12 protein-coding genes are annotated in these 16,479 nt (G+C 39.4%); all 12 read left to right on the top strand.

The features are described 5' to 3' along the window. Nucleotides 1–12 precede the first annotated feature (12 nt). The 12 genes from H0486_RS12455 to glf all read left to right on the top strand — a co-directional run bounded on the left by H0486_RS12455 (nt 13) and on the right by glf (nt 16,422). The gene (locus tag H0486_RS12455) at nt 13–462 is read left to right on the top strand and encodes a type II secretion system protein (RefSeq protein ID WP_228353303.1); all 450 of its coding nucleotides are present in this window, start codon (nt 13–15) and stop codon (nt 460–462) included. 121 nt (nt 463–583) lie between these two features. Next, nucleotides 584–2,044 carry a type IV pilus biogenesis protein PilM gene (gene pilM / locus H0486_RS12450; RefSeq protein WP_228353302.1) on the top strand — a complete coding sequence of 487 codons (1,461 nt, stop codon included), beginning with the start codon at nt 584–586 and terminating at the stop codon, nt 2,042–2,044. Continuing rightward, nucleotides 2,041–2,820, top strand: a complete 780-nt coding sequence (locus H0486_RS12445) for a hypothetical protein (protein ID WP_228353301.1) — start codon at nt 2,041–2,043, stop codon at nt 2,818–2,820. The genes pilM and H0486_RS12445 overlap by 4 nt, the downstream gene beginning before the upstream one ends. A 55-nt stretch (nt 2,821–2,875) precedes the next feature. Then, entirely contained in the window at nt 2,876–4,213 is a 1,338-nt protein-coding gene (locus H0486_RS12440; protein WP_228353300.1) for a type IV pilus modification PilV family protein, read from the top strand. Next, nucleotides 4,210–6,327, top strand: a complete 2,118-nt coding sequence (locus tag H0486_RS12435; protein WP_228353299.1) for a hypothetical protein — start codon at nt 4,210–4,212, stop codon at nt 6,325–6,327. The genes H0486_RS12440 and H0486_RS12435 overlap by 4 nt, the downstream gene beginning before the upstream one ends. A 14-nt stretch (nt 6,328–6,341) precedes the next feature. Continuing rightward, nucleotides 6,342–6,866: a prepilin-type N-terminal cleavage/methylation domain-containing protein gene (locus H0486_RS12430; protein WP_228353298.1), complete on the top strand. Its 525-nt coding sequence runs from the start codon at nt 6,342–6,344 to the stop codon at nt 6,864–6,866. A gap of 57 nt (nt 6,867–6,923) precedes the next feature. Beyond that, entirely contained in the window at nt 6,924–7,451 is a 528-nt protein-coding gene (locus tag H0486_RS12425; protein WP_228353297.1) for a prepilin-type N-terminal cleavage/methylation domain-containing protein, read from the top strand. Nucleotides 7,452–7,467: 16 nt separating this feature from the next. After that, on the top strand, nt 7,468–11,472 hold the full coding sequence (locus tag H0486_RS12420) for a DUF5057 domain-containing protein (RefSeq protein WP_228353296.1): 4,005 nt from the start codon (nt 7,468–7,470) through the stop codon (nt 11,470–11,472). 333 nt (nt 11,473–11,805) lie between these two features. Beyond that, the gene (locus H0486_RS12415; protein ID WP_228353295.1) at nt 11,806–12,186 is read left to right on the top strand and encodes a VOC family protein; all 381 of its coding nucleotides are present in this window, start codon (nt 11,806–11,808) and stop codon (nt 12,184–12,186) included. 15 nt (nt 12,187–12,201) lie between these two features. After that, nucleotides 12,202–13,179: a glycosyltransferase family 2 protein gene (locus tag H0486_RS12410; protein WP_228353294.1), complete on the top strand. Its 978-nt coding sequence runs from the start codon at nt 12,202–12,204 to the stop codon at nt 13,177–13,179. Then, nucleotides 13,176–15,236: a hypothetical protein gene (locus H0486_RS12405; RefSeq protein ID WP_228353293.1), complete on the top strand. Its 2,061-nt coding sequence runs from the start codon at nt 13,176–13,178 to the stop codon at nt 15,234–15,236. Before H0486_RS12410 ends, H0486_RS12405 begins: the two co-directional genes overlap by 4 nt. An 82-nt stretch (nt 15,237–15,318) precedes the next feature. Further along, entirely contained in the window at nt 15,319–16,422 is a 1,104-nt protein-coding gene (gene glf / locus H0486_RS12400) for a UDP-galactopyranose mutase (protein WP_323163546.1), read from the top strand. The last annotated feature ends 57 nt before the right edge of the window (nt 16,423–16,479 follow it).

Raw genomic sequence — 16,479 nt, 5'->3', positions numbered from 1 at the left:
GAAGGGAGAAGGATGATGAGAATGAAGGACTGGAAGGAGAACAACAAAGGTTTTTCACTGGTGGAACTGATTATTGTAATGGCGATTATGGCCATACTGGTTGGAACCATAGCACCGCAGGTATTCAAGTATGTGGAGGCATCCAGAGAGGCGAAGGACATACAGATTGTACATACGGTATTTACTGCGGTTCAGACGGCGATTGCAGAAAAGGATAGTGCACCGTCTACCATTGATGATAAGCCTTTGGATGATGTCATTGGTGCAGGCAAGCCGCTGGAAAATGCCAAAAAACTGTTAGACAGTGATATGGATACGGTAGCAGATATCAAAGCAAAAGCCAAGTCGAAAAAGGGTAAAGCGGGGACCCTCTATGTTGATTATGAGGAATCAACAGGGAAATTATCAGTTTACATAGGTTCAGCTGCAGGAACAACTGATATTGGCCCGGTAACAAATTAATCCTTTCGTTAAATCCCACCTCTTTATCAAACATATAATTTCTTTCAACGGGTGATATGTTTCTCTAAGGAGGTGGGATTACATTACAAATAGAAGCGTTGGTATGATGAGGGAGGCGCCAATGGGAAAAAGGGTATTGAGTATTGAAATTGGGGAACTGAAAACAAAATTATGTGTAATGGATTATCAGAGGAAGCATCCAAAGGTCTACTATACACAAGCCTTTGATACACCTTATGCCTGTATGGAGGATGGATTTATTCTGAATAAGGATAGAATGGCACAGGCATTGAAGGAGATGCTGAAGGTAACCAATATTAACGTGACGGATGTGATTTTCACAATTTCCTCTTCCAGAATTGCCAGTCATGAGATTGTTATACCAATGATGAAGCAAAAGGACATTCAAGATTACGTAAATGCTGGAGCCTCTGACTATTTTCCTGTTAACGTATCGGATTATGTCATATCCTATATTGTTCTGGAAAAAATGCAGAACAAACAGTATCGTTTGCTGGTTATCGCAGTTCATAATAATCTGTTTCATCCCTACTATGAGATAGCGAAAATACTAAAGCTTAACATTGTTTCTGTGGATTATCTTAGCAATAGTATCCTTCAGGTAATACAGAGACAGATTCATACAAAGGGTACCAACCTGTATGTACAGATCAATGAAAAGAATACCTATGTATACATATTAAATAACGGAATTGTGAAGCTCCATCGTACAATTGCCTATGGTACAGGAAGTGATGAAGCACAGTCGCTTCAATACCTGATCAGCAACCTGATTCGCGTAATGGAATATTATTCTGCGAAGGAGGAGGATCGACATTTTGAATCGATTTATCTGGCTGGGAGCGGAGCTAAGAAAACAGGAATAGAAGATTTATTTCGAAAAGAGATTAACATAGATATTAAGTTTATCAATACATTACGATGTGTGAATTTCTATCAGGATACGCTGACAGATAAATCGATACAAAGTGATTATCTTGAATGCATAGGTGCTGCATTTGCTCCCCTGGGTCTGGTACCGAAGAAATATATGGAACTGGAAACAAAGCGAAGCATGCACAAGGAGCTAATAATAATTGGAGCCTTTGCAGTAGCGGTTTCCCTGACACTAATTACTCTATCGACCGTGAATATTACTCAGGCGAGAGCAGAAAAGAGGCGACTTGAGAAATCCATTGCTGGAATGGAATATGTAAAAGCGTATTATGAAGAAAATGAAAAGCTAAAGAAGCTTCAAAATGAAATATCAGCAATTGAGGAAAACTGTTATAGCAGGACGGAGGAATTAAATACTCTCATTGATGAGTTGGAAAAAAAATTACCCACTCAAGTAACCATCCATTCATTTCGTAGTAATGACCAGGATGTGTTAATCGACGTGTCTATGGATAATATTGATACGGCAGCCATGACATTTCTACAATTAAACACCATTCCATTGATTACGGATGTAAGGACGGAGCAAATCACCATGAAAACAGATGAAGTAGGCACGGTGACCTTGGATTACATAATAACCGCAAGATACACTTCTCCGGAAAGGGAGGGGGAAAATAAATGAGTATATCCAAAATAAAAATATCAAATCGGGATATTCGACTGCTTATGCTATTAGGGGCCATGTTACTTGTATTTGCTTCCTATCGTTTTATCTATTTAAAAAATGAAGAACAAACTAGTGAGATACAGGAAGAGATAGGGAGACTAGAAGCAATAGAGTCCGAGCTGTTATCAAAAAAAGCAAAGCTAGAGGAAACTAAGGTGATGAATGAGACAATGAGAAACGAGATAAATACAATAGCGGATCGTTTTGGAACAGGAGCAAGTTATGATAAAACGATTCTGTTCATAAAGAATTTAGAGCAGGAAAGCGGTATTGATATCAGTGTAATAGGATTTTCAAATCCAGAATTTATTTATAAGGATACTAGGGGTCAGGAGAATGTCAATGAGGAAACGATTGACGCTGAGACAGAGCAGATGAATCTAGTAGCAGGTGAACAATCAGCTTCGCTGGATAATGTCTCCGAGTCCTTGGCCAATGAGAATACCATTATCGGTTATAATTCCATCGTGTCCATAGATTTTAAGGTGAACTATGAGGGATTAAAAAAATGTATTGATTTTATTAATAAGCATGAGGAACGCAAGAATATAAGAGAGATTGATCTGGCCTATGACCTTCAGACCGGAAATCTGAATGGAACTATGAAGATTAATATGTTTCATTTACTGGGCTTTCAGAAAGAGATTGAGGAGACGGAGATTGCAGGAGTGAATATCGGTACGGAGAATATATTTGATACCATAGAAATGCCTGCAAGTATGAAAAACTGATATGAGATCTTAGGATAGTATGGCCTGCAACTTAGGCAGACAAATGGAGGTAGGATTGAGGAAAGAAAAAAATGCAGGGTTTTCCCTGATAGAGGTAATAGTAAGTATCGTTATTCTTGCTTTGCTGATGCTGCCTGCTTTGAACTGTTATATTTCTGCAGCAAAGGTTAATACACAATCGAGAATTCGTCAGAAGGCTACTAATCTGGGGCAAAATCTGATTGAAGCCATAAAGAATAGCAGCAATGAGGATATTCTGATGCAGTTTAATGGTGTTAAGGAATTCTCATTGATTCAAAACAACTTAATCGGATATCCAGATGCTTATCAGATGAAAGCCTTCGCAGATGGTGGGTATGGGGAATATATCAATACAGGCGGAGCCTACGTCAGAACAATTCCGGGAGATGGTCAAAGCAGTATTATTATCAGTGGTATGCCATCGGTATACCGATATGCACCTCCGATTGGTAGAAGCACCTATTACCTGGGAATTGAGGGTATCTCAGAGGGCGATAAAGAATTTGACGCTTTCATTACAATAGATGCCACACCCTACCGAGACAGCATGAAATATCCGGATACAATGAATAATTATAATATGCCGCAATTAACAGAGCTTCATCAGAAGGGAGTTACAGTACTGGATCTGGAAGGGTTTACAACCACCTGGTCGGATGATACAGAAAGTGCAGTTTATGATAACTCCAGATCCACAGATCAGCAGGCAATTGAATACTTTGTGAATCTACAGGAAGCCTATCAGGCTTACCTGGAAAGTCTTTTATCATTGGGCTTGCCATCGCCAGTGCCAGTAGCCAAATATTCATTGGAGCAGATAAAGGAAGCAATTCAAAAAGATATACAGATTTCCGTACAGAGGCTAAGTGGAAGCACCTCTGTTATGATTACCTGTAAGATAGAATACACCTGTCATCTGGATGTGAACCATGATGGAAGTGAGGAAAAGGTGACTTATGAATTATATGAAGAAACCTATAGCATTTCCAATGGAGGAGATCATGACTGCCTGATCTATATCTTTTATACACCATCCGGATTAGTCCTTAAGGATATTTTAAATATAAGAAATAATGGTACCAATACAAAGCTTGTGTTAGTAAAGCAGTCAGGGACAGGCAGTGCCAATCTGTCCATTCGTAAGGATGAGCAAAACATGGCTATAACCTCCCTATATACCAATTTATCAACCGGTGAACTGGATACGGCATCTCTATCCTGTATTACGGATTATCATATGATATCTAGACAGAGTCCTAAGGACCGGATTTACCGCATGAAAGTGGAGATATTTGAAGCAGGAGCGATATCTATAGGAGATTTTTCAAATTGCTATGCTTCCTTCCACTTGACAAAGGAGAATGAAGAATGAAAGCTCATAAACTGAATAATCGTGGGGCTTCTTTGATTATGGTTGTGATTGCCTTCGCTTTTGTTATGGTACTGGGATCGATCATTGTTCGTTCTGTTCTGATCAATATGGAAATGAAGACAGTGGACCGGAAGTCCAAATACAACTTTTATACAGCGGAGGCAGCACTGGATGAGATTAGAGTAGGACTGGTTGAAGATGTATCAAAAGCATTATCTGAAGCTTATCAAAGTGTGATGCTGCAATATTCAAAGAAGAATCCGGCAATGCGTAAAAGTTTATTTCATAATCGTTTTATTGAAGAGATGAAGGTGAGCCTGGCTGTGAGTCCCGTTACCGGAGAAATCTCTCTGCTCAAGTTAAACAGTTATCTAAAAGAAACGAAGAAATTAAATCCGACTGCTGATGGAGCACAGGTACAGGGAACTGCGATTCTTGATACTGCTTCATCCAATAAATATATTACGATAAAGGGATTACGGGTTGTCTGCATAACGGAGGGTTATTCCACCTCGATTACTACGGATATTCGAATAAACTTTCCAGAAGAACAGGAAGAAATATCCTCCCTGGCACCCTATCAGGATTATGCACTGATTGCAGATCAAGCCCTTGTGGCAAAATTCACGGATCATACCATACAGGGCAATCTATATGCTGGTAGTAAAGGAATACAGACTGGTAACGGGAAAAGTCTTTTCATATCTGGAAGCAGTATCATTACAAAAGGGGATATCATTGTAAGGGATCGAGGGAGCTTGATAATACAGGGATCCGATACTGAGGTATGGGCATCGAATCTGGTTACCACTCAGACCAATAAGGCTGTGGATATGTCAGGAGATACGATCTTCAAGGTAACGGGTAAATGCTATATTATGGATGATTTGGCATTAGAGGCAAAGAGAAGCAAGGTAACCATGGAAGGAGAGTATTATGGCTATAGTGACGGAATGACCTCTGAGGCAAATAGTGCAATCATAATTAATGCGATTCATGCAAAACTGGATCTATCCGGATTAAACAAGTTATACCTGGCAGGGAGAGCCAGTATCTCACTGGATGACGGTTCAGGTGCAGTTAACTATGATACAGATGATCGTTATGGTGCAGGGACGAACTCTAATTGCAATATTCCGACTGGGGAATCTCTGGTATTAAAGGGCTGTCAGAATGTGTATCTTCTTCCCAGCGAATATATTGCCATTGGGCATAATCCGGTGACTTGGGACGAATATGTAGCTTATTACGATACCATAACCAATACAGATACTTTGGTGTCGATTCCCCATGATGCTGAAGTGTTTCATACCTCAGCTCTTTCTGCGGACGAGTGCCGTCTAATGTATTATTTAAATGAACTTCAACCAGTAAAAAAGGCCTTTTATAAATTTGGATCCAACGACAATGTGGTTTATTATTATTTGAATTTTAAATCCAAGGAATTGGCGACTACATACTATAAAAATTATATGCTATGTTATCCGGAACGAATATATAACGGATTTCCTGTGGAAGGGATAATAATCAATAATACACCGGGAGCCTATATAACAGCCGGTAATTTGATGCTTTATGATTCGGAGCTGAAGCTGATAAGGGGAATTAATGCCACCTTTACGAACCACTATCGGAATGAGTATCAGCATCTAACTGCTACCTTGACAAAACATCAAAAAGGAATAGGAGATTTATCCGAGGATATTGTCTTTGAAAATATTCTGGATGTCGATAAAATCAGAGCAGATGCCATGGGAAACCCTGGTGGGATTGTATTGGAAAAGGAAGCTCTCATTGGAACAGATCATTATTATGTAATCATTATCGATAATGAGGCAGGTGGAACATATCATTATGATCAATCCGGAAAGAAGGGAATTATTATAGCAACCGGAGATGTTAGCGTTGAACGGAATTTTACTGGCTTAATTATATCGAACAAAACCATTGATTTGAGTGCAGCCCAAATCACAGCGGCATCCGATCTGGTAAGCCGAATATTATCTCAGGACGCTGATGTAGCTAGGTATTTTCGTGCCTTTACCTCCACGTCGGACAAGGGCTATATCAATGTATCGAACTTGATTCACTATGAAAACTGGAAAAAGAATTAAGGAAGGAATGAAGAATGAATGATCGAGGCTTTTCTCTGATTGAAGTTATTATTGTCATTGCAATCTCTTCCATTTTAATCGGGGGAGCATTTATTAGTTTGAATTTGCTAGTGTTTGCAGATACAAAAAAATGTGCAAAGGAAATTGATGTTATTCTTAATAAACTAAGATTGCAAACCCTTAGCAAGGGAATGAAATACCATTATGTAGTAATTGAATGGAATGATTTAGAAAAGAATTATTATCTGAATATGGTAACTTCCTCTGGTGAGTTGACAGAGAGTACATGGAGAACGGATGCAGATACCATTACTTCAAATCTGATAGCGGATAGTAATATTACGATACAATATTCGGATCGGTTAGACGGAACGAATATCTTTACAATCAATCGGGATAATCCTTGTCTATTAATCAGTATGAAGCCTGATAGTGGAGCATTTCGAACTACCTGGAAGCAAATTATCATTTCTTCCAGGAGCAATACAACAACCATATTTATGGTAACAAAAACTGGAAAACACTATATCGAGGAATAATCCTCTATAGGTTAAAAAGTATATTGTAAGTGAAGAGAAACTCAAAGGGGATCGTTTATGAATAATAAGGGATATACTTTAATCGAATTAGTCGTTGGTATGTTTGTTACAACGATAGTTGTAACCATTGTCATATCATTCTTGGTAACAAATTCTCGGAGCTATTCCTATGCAAGTGAAGAAACGGATCTACAGATGGAATCACAAACTGTGATGAATCAACTGTTTGATATGATGTTGGAAGCGAACTGGGTGGAATGTCAGAATATCGATGCCAATACCAAGGCATTGGTAATCTATCATTCCACTGTCTGTGATGTGGTATTCCTGGATAAATTAAACAGCCAGCTGTATTACATACCGAACCTGAGTACGGGATCAGTTACAAGCCTTGCTTCCATTGCCTATGCAGAGGATGAAAATCTTATGGGTAAGTATGTGTCGGATGTCAGCTTATATCCTGATAGCAAAGAAGAATTGTTGAATCAAAAAAAGATCACCTTAACAGTCACATTTCAGAATAACTCAAAAGAATTCAATGTTGCAAGAAATGTAAAATTTCGAAATGAACTGGTTAGTCCATAACCTAAAGGAGGCTGCAATGAAAAAGGTATTATACGGTATCCTGGGCATTTTATTGGTTGTTCTCATAGTAGGAACAACAGGGTTTCTAGGACAAAGGGAGAATGAAAACCATGTAAAGGCTGCTTCCTATTTTGGATCCGATACCACAATTCCTGATTTTCCCGAGGAAGGGAAAAAGGGAAGTATAACAAATCCCTTTGTCATACTGGAAATTGTCCCATATGAAGGCTATGCTGAAATTGGGTATATGATAGAAGGATGTGAACCCATCCCCCTGGAGAAGGCTGCTTTTGATACCTTTGCTGGTGGAACACTGGCATCCACACAGGGAATGACCTGTGAATGGAAGGAAGAATATACCGAGTCCCTGGGAGAGGGTGATGTGATTGGAAATGGACCGGGAGAATGGCAATATAATTCCGGAACCGGATTGTATGTGCGTTATCGGAATTATTTCACCAGTAAGAATAGCTTTTTAAAGTATGCTCTGGGAGTTCCGGAGGATCAAATAAAGAATTATGAAATCGAAGTAATAACTATAACGCCGGATGAATTGAATCATCCGGAGAACTACAGATTAATTGATAGGGCGGATTTATTATACCTGAATCCCAAGACACATTATGGAGATAGCTTTGTTGGGATATGGGAAACCTATCATCCAGATAAAAAAATTGAGGATGAGCCAAAGAATTTCTATTCCAATGATCTAACCTGGGAAACAACAGTAAGGCTTCTGGAAAAGGCAGTTATGAGTGACGATCCTGCTCCGATTATCTTTGATGTAACTACCTTTTCAACCGATACAAGCTATGGAAGCAGTATCGAACCTGTGAAGTATTACAGCAATGGAACGAAGGTGGGTAGCATCAGTGCCACCGGTTATACCACTAACGCAGCAAAGCTCTACATGGTTATGCAATTAATGGAGCCAAGCAGATTTTATAATGAATATATCGTAACGGGACGAGTAAAAGCAATTAAGGTTAAGGACACCAATGGAAATCCAATGGTAGATACCGGAATACCTATGACCACAGGATATTTCCTGGAGCTTGCGGAGGATAAAAATAAGGAATATTATACCAGAAAAACAGCGGATGACGCAGCAGTATGGAATATTCATACGCTATTACCCTATCATTTATTTGAAAACTATACTTCTCTGAATGGAACAAAAGCGATGGAGGAGCTTGGATACCGCTTTTTCACCTATGATGGGGATAAAACCCATAAAAGCATTCGACATGGGTTTTATGCGTATAATGGAGATAACAGCATTACACAGATAATTTTAGAGCATAACATCAATGAGAATTTCTATAATACGGAGGCATTTGACTTCTATCAGGAAGATCGGGGGGGAGTAAGACCCACCAGTCTCACTCCGGCAGAAGCAATCTATTATTTGCTATTTGGCAGGAAAGTCCCTGTCTATCATCAATCAAAGCTGCATGTTCTTGAAATTGAACCCTGTAATGACTTTATCTGGGATGGTACGGAGGAGTATTGGAACCCGAAGAAATCACCAGATGAGGATTCCTATAATGGAAGCGCCTATGCCAGACAGTATTTTGCCTCTTTCTTTCCGCATTATACCGGACAAGTAAAAATAACTACCATGACCTCACGGGAGTTCGTCGGTAAGGTGGAGGATTTACGAAGTACCTATGATATGATTTTATTCGGATTAAAGGATGGAGCAATGCGAAAGAATTCCGGTGGTAAAACCATCTATAATGATTCCTCACTGAATGGGAAGATTTATTTGCATGTAGGAGATCGTATTAAGGCAAGTAAGGAACTCCGAGGAGTCTTCGGCAATGGAGACACGGAGGATTATTACCGGTTTGCGGGCAATGACATCACAGCAGTAAAGAAGAAGGAATTAATTGAGTTTATGGAGGCTGGCTATCCGGTAGTACTTGCAAAGGGCTTTTTATCCGGAGCCGGAGCTCTGAACACAATGAAAATAGATAGCAATTCAATCATCTATTCATTAGCGGGCATTGCAAGTCCTTGCTTATTCTATGAAGATAATTTGAATGTGAAGCAATTAGAACAGGTACTGACTACACCGAAGTGCCGTATTGTATTCGGGAAAACGGACGGCTCTGTTATGGAAGAGAACTGCTATCCGATTGTGTACCGGGATAAAACCAAATATAGTGGACTGACGGATGATAAGATTTATGTGAATGGTTCTGATTCCAGTTATAGGACACTGCGATATCGATTCTATATTGAGGATCATAGTGACACGAATAAGACTTATCGGGTAAATCTATACATTGATATGAATGCAGATGGCAAATATGAACCATTAATGGAGAATGTCGGTGGATTAATACTATTGGATGAGGATGGTTATGCGGTAGCCGAGAATAATCTGAAGGCAGGAGTCAATTATACCCTATACCATAATCTGGAGGAGAGCTTCTATGGCATCATTCCCTGGAAGCTTGAAATAATCGATCAATCGAATACCGATAACCGGGATAGTATGATTAATTATTGTGCTTTAAAGGGAGCAGAAGCAAGTAAAATACATATTAATGTACTTCAAATTATGGCTGACAGTGGTAATAATCTTAACTTAGCAGAGCATTCGTTATTCCAAAAATACACGGAAAACCTAAATGATTATATATTGCATATGAAGTCAATCACTATTAGCGATTATGAAGCTTTGTGCGGGAATGGAACCTATCGATATATCCTTGAGGATCGTAACGAAATATCAAATAATATCAAGAATGCATATGGAAGCTATGAATGGGAGGATTATGATCACGATGGTTTATTCAATGTAGATATACTGATTCTGGGCTTTGCAGATATATATAAGGATATCGCCAATGAAAATGCGTTACGGAATCTGGAGGAATATATCGATAAGGGAAATACGGTACTGTTTACCCATGATACCACTTCCTTCTGCAATCTACCCTCGGGTATCTACTCGTCGACGGATTATCCCCATTGGGGATACCAAATCAATAAGCGGTTTCGTGAAACCCTAGGTATGGATCGATTTGGTGTGACTTCCTATGGGAACGAGGAACAGAGGATTGCAGCGGGCAAAGATTATACAACGGATGGGTATATACAAGGCTATAGTGATACCATGCTCAATCGCATGTCGTTACCAGGACAATACTTTAGCAACCCCAATTTTCCTACGGATCGGAATATTGATGATCAATATGTAACGAGGGTAAATAATGGACAACTGACCCTATATCCATATGAGATTGATAGGAGATTTCAAGTGGCTGTTACCCATAGCCAGTATTACCAATTGGACCTGGAATGTGATGATATCGTGGTATGGTACTGCCTGTCTGACAATATCAAGGATGCCTCAGGGAAAGGAGCAGGGATCTACAGCAGCACACCTAATGATGCTCGAAACAATTATTACATATATAGTAAAGGTAACATTATTTACTCAGGAATGGGACATTCAGCAATTTCTGAGAATCCTGGCAACTCCAGTGCGGTTATGGAAATGAAGCTGTTTATTAATACCCTACTCGCAGCATATTCAGCAGCAGCCAAGAATCTGGAGATTGAAGTGACGAATTCTAATAAGTCCATGGATGCTGACGGAAATTATTATGTATATGTGGACTATGATATCTATAATACGGAGCAGTCCTTTGGAAAAGAACTGACCGGAATGGGAACCTGTCAGAAATTAAAGTTTAGTGTAAAGGATTATAATATCTTTTACAATAAAAAACTAACGGTGGAATACTTTACAGTGGATCCGATAAACGGAGCTCTGAGTAAACAGGGGTATGATACCAGGCGGCTTGACACCAATGCTACGGTTGCGAAGCTGGATAGCGAAGTGGAGTATTATATTGAGGTACCCTTGGACAATCTGAATTACGAGAACAAGGGGAAGACTACCTTAATTCGAGTCACACTTACTTATGGAAAGGATTCGTCAAAAACCATTATTTCAGATCGAAGAGTTACCCTGGTAAGGCGAGGATTATTTGACCTGGAGTAATTGAATGAAATACTTGATGTAGAGCATCCAAATGCAAATAACTATGGAATATAAGGAGCTGAACAGTAAAAGGATTCCATATAATCAGATAGTTCCAGTTAACATTGTGAAACACAAACTCAGGTAGCATGAATAGGATTAAATTTACCAGCAGAAGCAATATAGAGCTCAAAACGGCAATACCGATCTTATCCTCCGGTCGGAATACTTAATAAAGGCAGAATTGCTTATAAAAATAGTTGGCAATAAGGATGATTTTGGAATATAATTAAGAATGGGCTACACATTAATAGCTTTAATGAATAACAAATGATCCGAGGGAGGGTATAACGAATGAAAATAGGGGAAGTATGTCTTGAGACAAACAATGTAATCGCATTAGCAGATTTTTATCGGAAAATATTAAATATAGAAGGGGATTGTAAGGATGAAGTGCATCAATTCATCCTAACGGAAGAAACAATACTTACGATTTATAATGATGGAACAGTGAAGAACAATCAAAATCAGAATATCAGTCTGGCCTTTACTGTTGATGATGTGGATAAGGAATATGAGAAGCTTCTGAGCTTGGGGGTAAAAATAATTCAACCACCCCAAGTACAGCCATGGGGAGCAAAGAATATGCTTTTTTGTGATCCCGACGGTAATCATATCTATTTTCGAAGTATTCCAGAAAATAATGGAGTGAGTTCTAAACCAAACGAACAATGATAGAAGAGGTATCATATGGTAATTAATGAAATTGACAGAAAACAAAATAGATCCTTGGAATCTAAATTATCTTTGGTTATCCCTATTTATCAGGAGGGGAGTCACATTCGAAGTTCCATTGGAGTGATTGAATCTGTCTTAATAAAAAACAATCTTTGCTATGAGTTTATCTTAGTAGACGACGGGTCAAAAGATAATACCTGGAGTGAGATCAGTCAGATGGCAAAGGACAACGTCCATATATCAGCATTACGACTGAGCAGGAATTTCGGAAAGGAATCTGCACTCTGTGCGGGATTGGAGTATGCCGACGGTGATATGGTTCTTGTTATGGATGCAGACTTACAGCATCCACCGGAACTCATTCCTGAGATGGTACAAGCTTGGCGAGAGGGTGATTATGATGTCGTTGAGGGCGTCAAAAAGTCAAGAGGAAAAGAAAATCTAATCTATCACCTGTGCGCGAAGTTCTTCTATTATGTGATTTATCGCACTGCTGATATTAATTTGGGAAGGGCCTCCGACTTTAAGCTTCTGGACAGAAGAGTGGTAGATGCCTGGAAAGAGATGCCGGAGCGTGCGATATTCTTCCGTGGAATGTCAGCCTGGCTGGGTTATGATCGAAAGCAGATAGAATTTGATGTGGCAGAGAGAGTGAATGGTAAGTCCAAATGGTCATTTCTTCGCCTGATACGGCTCGCTGTGAATGCCATAACATCGTATACATCCGTTCCTCTTCATTGCATTACTATTCTGGGGATTATTATGTTTGTGGGGACCATCGTATTAGGAATACAGACTCTGTATATGAAGTTCACTGGCAAGGCCATGGATGGATTTACTACGGTGATTCTGCTTCAGCTTCTTATCGGCAGTTCAATTATGGTCAGTCTGGGGATGATTGGTATCTATTTGACTAAAATCTATAAAGAGGTGAAGAACAGACCCAGGTATCTTATATCAAAATGCATTAGGGGCGGTGAGAAGAAATGATTGGTTTACTCTATCTTGTCTTGAACTTTACAGTAGGTTGGGCCATTTGCTCCTATGTACTTCCGGAGCTGGGAGCACTTACCCGGTTGGATTATAGGAAGCGAGACATTTCTGTCAGCCCATTCCTGATACTGTTACCTTCATGGTATGTTACCGGAACCTTAGCCATGACCTGGGCAACCTACCTTCTCGGCATGGTATTTCAGAATAAAGAGCAACCTTTGTTCTATGCGAATCTGATAGTAATTCTAGTTGCATTCCTCGGTAGTGTTCTTACTTATTTGGTGCGAAAAAGAAAGGCATTACCGAAGGTGGCAATCCTTTGTAACAATAAAAGAAGCTTACACATAGAAGAAATTTTAACAGCTGGGGTATTTATCCTTGCTTTTCTTTTGATGTGGACTACGTTTTTCATTCATGGAGACAAATTATATATTGGGGTTTCGGTCTTTAGCGACTTTTCTCCCCATGTAGGTATGATCAGATCCTTTTCCTATGGCAATAATTTTCCTACCTGGTATCCACATTATGCAGGGGAAGATATTAAATATCATTTCATGTTTCAATTCTTGGCCGGTAATCTGGAATATCTGGGACTGCGTTTGGATTATGCATTTAATCTGCCAAGTATGATCAGTTTTATCAGTGCATTCTTCCTTCTGTATGTTCTGGCTGTTAAGATATCAGGAAAGTCAGGAGTGGGAATATTAGCATGCCTGTTCTTCGCATTTCGAAGCTCTAAGACGTTATTTACCTATCTGAGCAGACTACCCAAGGGCACGAACATATGGGATGCGCTGGCAAGTAACATGGAATTCATCAGTGATACACCCAATGAGGATTGGGGGCTATGGAATCTGAATGTATATTGTAATCAAAGGCATCTGGCCTTTGGGCTTACAGTAATTTTTCTAGTAATTATATTATTCCTGCCCAGGCTATATGCTTTATTTCATGGGCTAGAACAAACATCCTCAGACAGGGCGAATAAAAATGATAACACTAGAAAATCGTTTATCGACACATTTCGATATCTTTTTTTAACTGGAGACGGATGGAAGGTCAAGGACTTTCGGTTATCAATTGCTGTGGGAATCTTACTGGGAAGTTTGTCGTTCTTTCATGGGGCAGCAGTGATAGGCTGTTTGCTAGTTTTATTTGTTATGGCTATTTTATCAAATAGAAGACTGGAGTATGCAATTGTTGCGGGTATTGCGATTCTGATGTCGGTATTACAGACGAAGCTGTTTATCAATGGTTCTGCAGTAGAACCGGAATTTCTGTTTGGATTTATCGCAGAGAATAAGACAATATTTGGGGTGGCATCCTACGTAGATCGCCTGTTAGGAATACTCCCAATCGTATTAATTGTAGCATTATGCTTAGAGAAGAAGGTTGGAAAGTATCTGATTTTGGCATTTACGGCTCCTCTGATCTTCGCTTTTACAGTATCTCTGACGGTGGATGTAACCGTGAATCACAAATATATCATGATCAGCTGCATCCTGTTAGGTATTTATGCAGCTAAAACGGTATGGATGCTATTCGAAGACCGAAGTGTAATAAGAAAGCTGATTGGAGCAATCGCAATACTGCTTCTGACCTCCACTGGAATATATGATTTCACAACGGTATTAAAGAAGAATTCACCGGATAATGCGATTGTCTTGGATTTGAAGGATCCGCTTACCCAATGGGTAAAAGAAAACACCACCTCCAGGGACATCTTTCTGACATCAAATTATACGATTAATCAGTTAGTATTGGGAGGAGCCATGATGTATGAGGGATGGCCATATTACCCCTGGTCTGCCGGATACGACACCTATGGACGCGAGGAGAAGGTGAAACAGATGTATGAAGCAGCTACTCCTGCAGAACTCATGAAGCTTATACGAGAAAATGGAATCCGTTATATCGTGATTGATCGGGATAACCGTGAGAGTACGGATTATACAGTGAATGAAGAAAATATACAAGCCACCTATGAATGTGTATATGAGGAAGGAGAAGGAGTGAATAAGCTTTCTATCTATGACACAAATAAAATGCATTAATTGTAGGTTGGACTAGTAAAATTGATCTATACTTGGTATACTAATAAAATGTGGAAAGAATAACAATAATTACCGGAAAGGTATGGTAAAGCAAATGAAGTTTAACTATGTAATTGTAGGTGCTGGGCTTGCAGGATTAACAATGGCAGAAAGAATAGCAAATGAACGAAAAGAAACTGTGTTAATCATTGAAAAGCGAAGCCATATTGGGGGTAACATTTATGATTCCTATAATGAGGATGGTATTTTAATTCATAATTACGGTCCGCATATTTTTCATACAAATGATCGAGAGGTCTACGAGTATTTATCTCGCTTTACAAAATGGAATGATTTTTGGCACAGGGTATTGACCTATGTAGATGGTAATCTGGTTCCTATGCCGATTACAGTGGAGACCATCAATCAGTTATATAATCTGAACCTGAATTGCTCCCAGGTAGAAGAATTCTTGAAAAAGCAAGCAGTTGATATTAAGGATATTAAGACTAGCAAGGATGTGGCTCTAAGTAAGGTTGGACAGGATATCTATGAAAAGATTTTTGAGTCCTATACCAGGAAACAATGGGGCATTGATCCGGGTGAGCTGGACACCTCCGTTATTTCCCGTATACCCATTCGATATAATCGTGATACCCGGTATTTTGCTGACAAATACCAGGGAATGCCTAAGCATGGATATACGAAGATGTGTGAAAAAATGATTGAAAACAATAAGATTAAAGTAATGCTGAATACAGATTTCAGAGAGATAAAGGATCAGATTACCTATAACACTCTAATCTATACCGGTGCATCGGATGAATACTTTGATTATAAACATGGAAGACTGGCCTATCGCAGTGTGAGGTTTTTGTTTGAAACCTATGACACGGAACGCTTCCAAGAGGCACCTGTAGTAAATTATCCAAATGATTATGATTATACAAGGATTACGGAGTATAAACAGTTGACCTGGCAGAAGCATCCTAAGACAACAATCAGCAAGGAATTTCCCTGTGCTGAGGGAGAACCCTATTATCCGTTCCCGACGAAGGAGCATAAGAAGCAGTTTGCTTTATATGAAGAAGACATGAAGAAGGAACCTAATGTTATCTTTATCGGGCGACTGGCGGAATATCGGTACTACAACATGGATGGTGTTGTTCGAAGGGCGCTGGATGCATTCCATGAACTGCCGAAATAACTATTTGTGATAGGCAATTGCGAAACTCTGAAGATATCTTGATTGCATATACAGCAG

Source organism: Variimorphobacter saccharofermentans (assembly GCF_014174405.1).
In the GTDB taxonomy this organism is placed as follows: Bacteria; Bacillota; Clostridia; order Lachnospirales; family Lachnospiraceae; genus Mobilitalea; species Mobilitalea saccharofermentans.
This window is presented reverse-complemented; position numbering and strand designations above follow the sequence as displayed.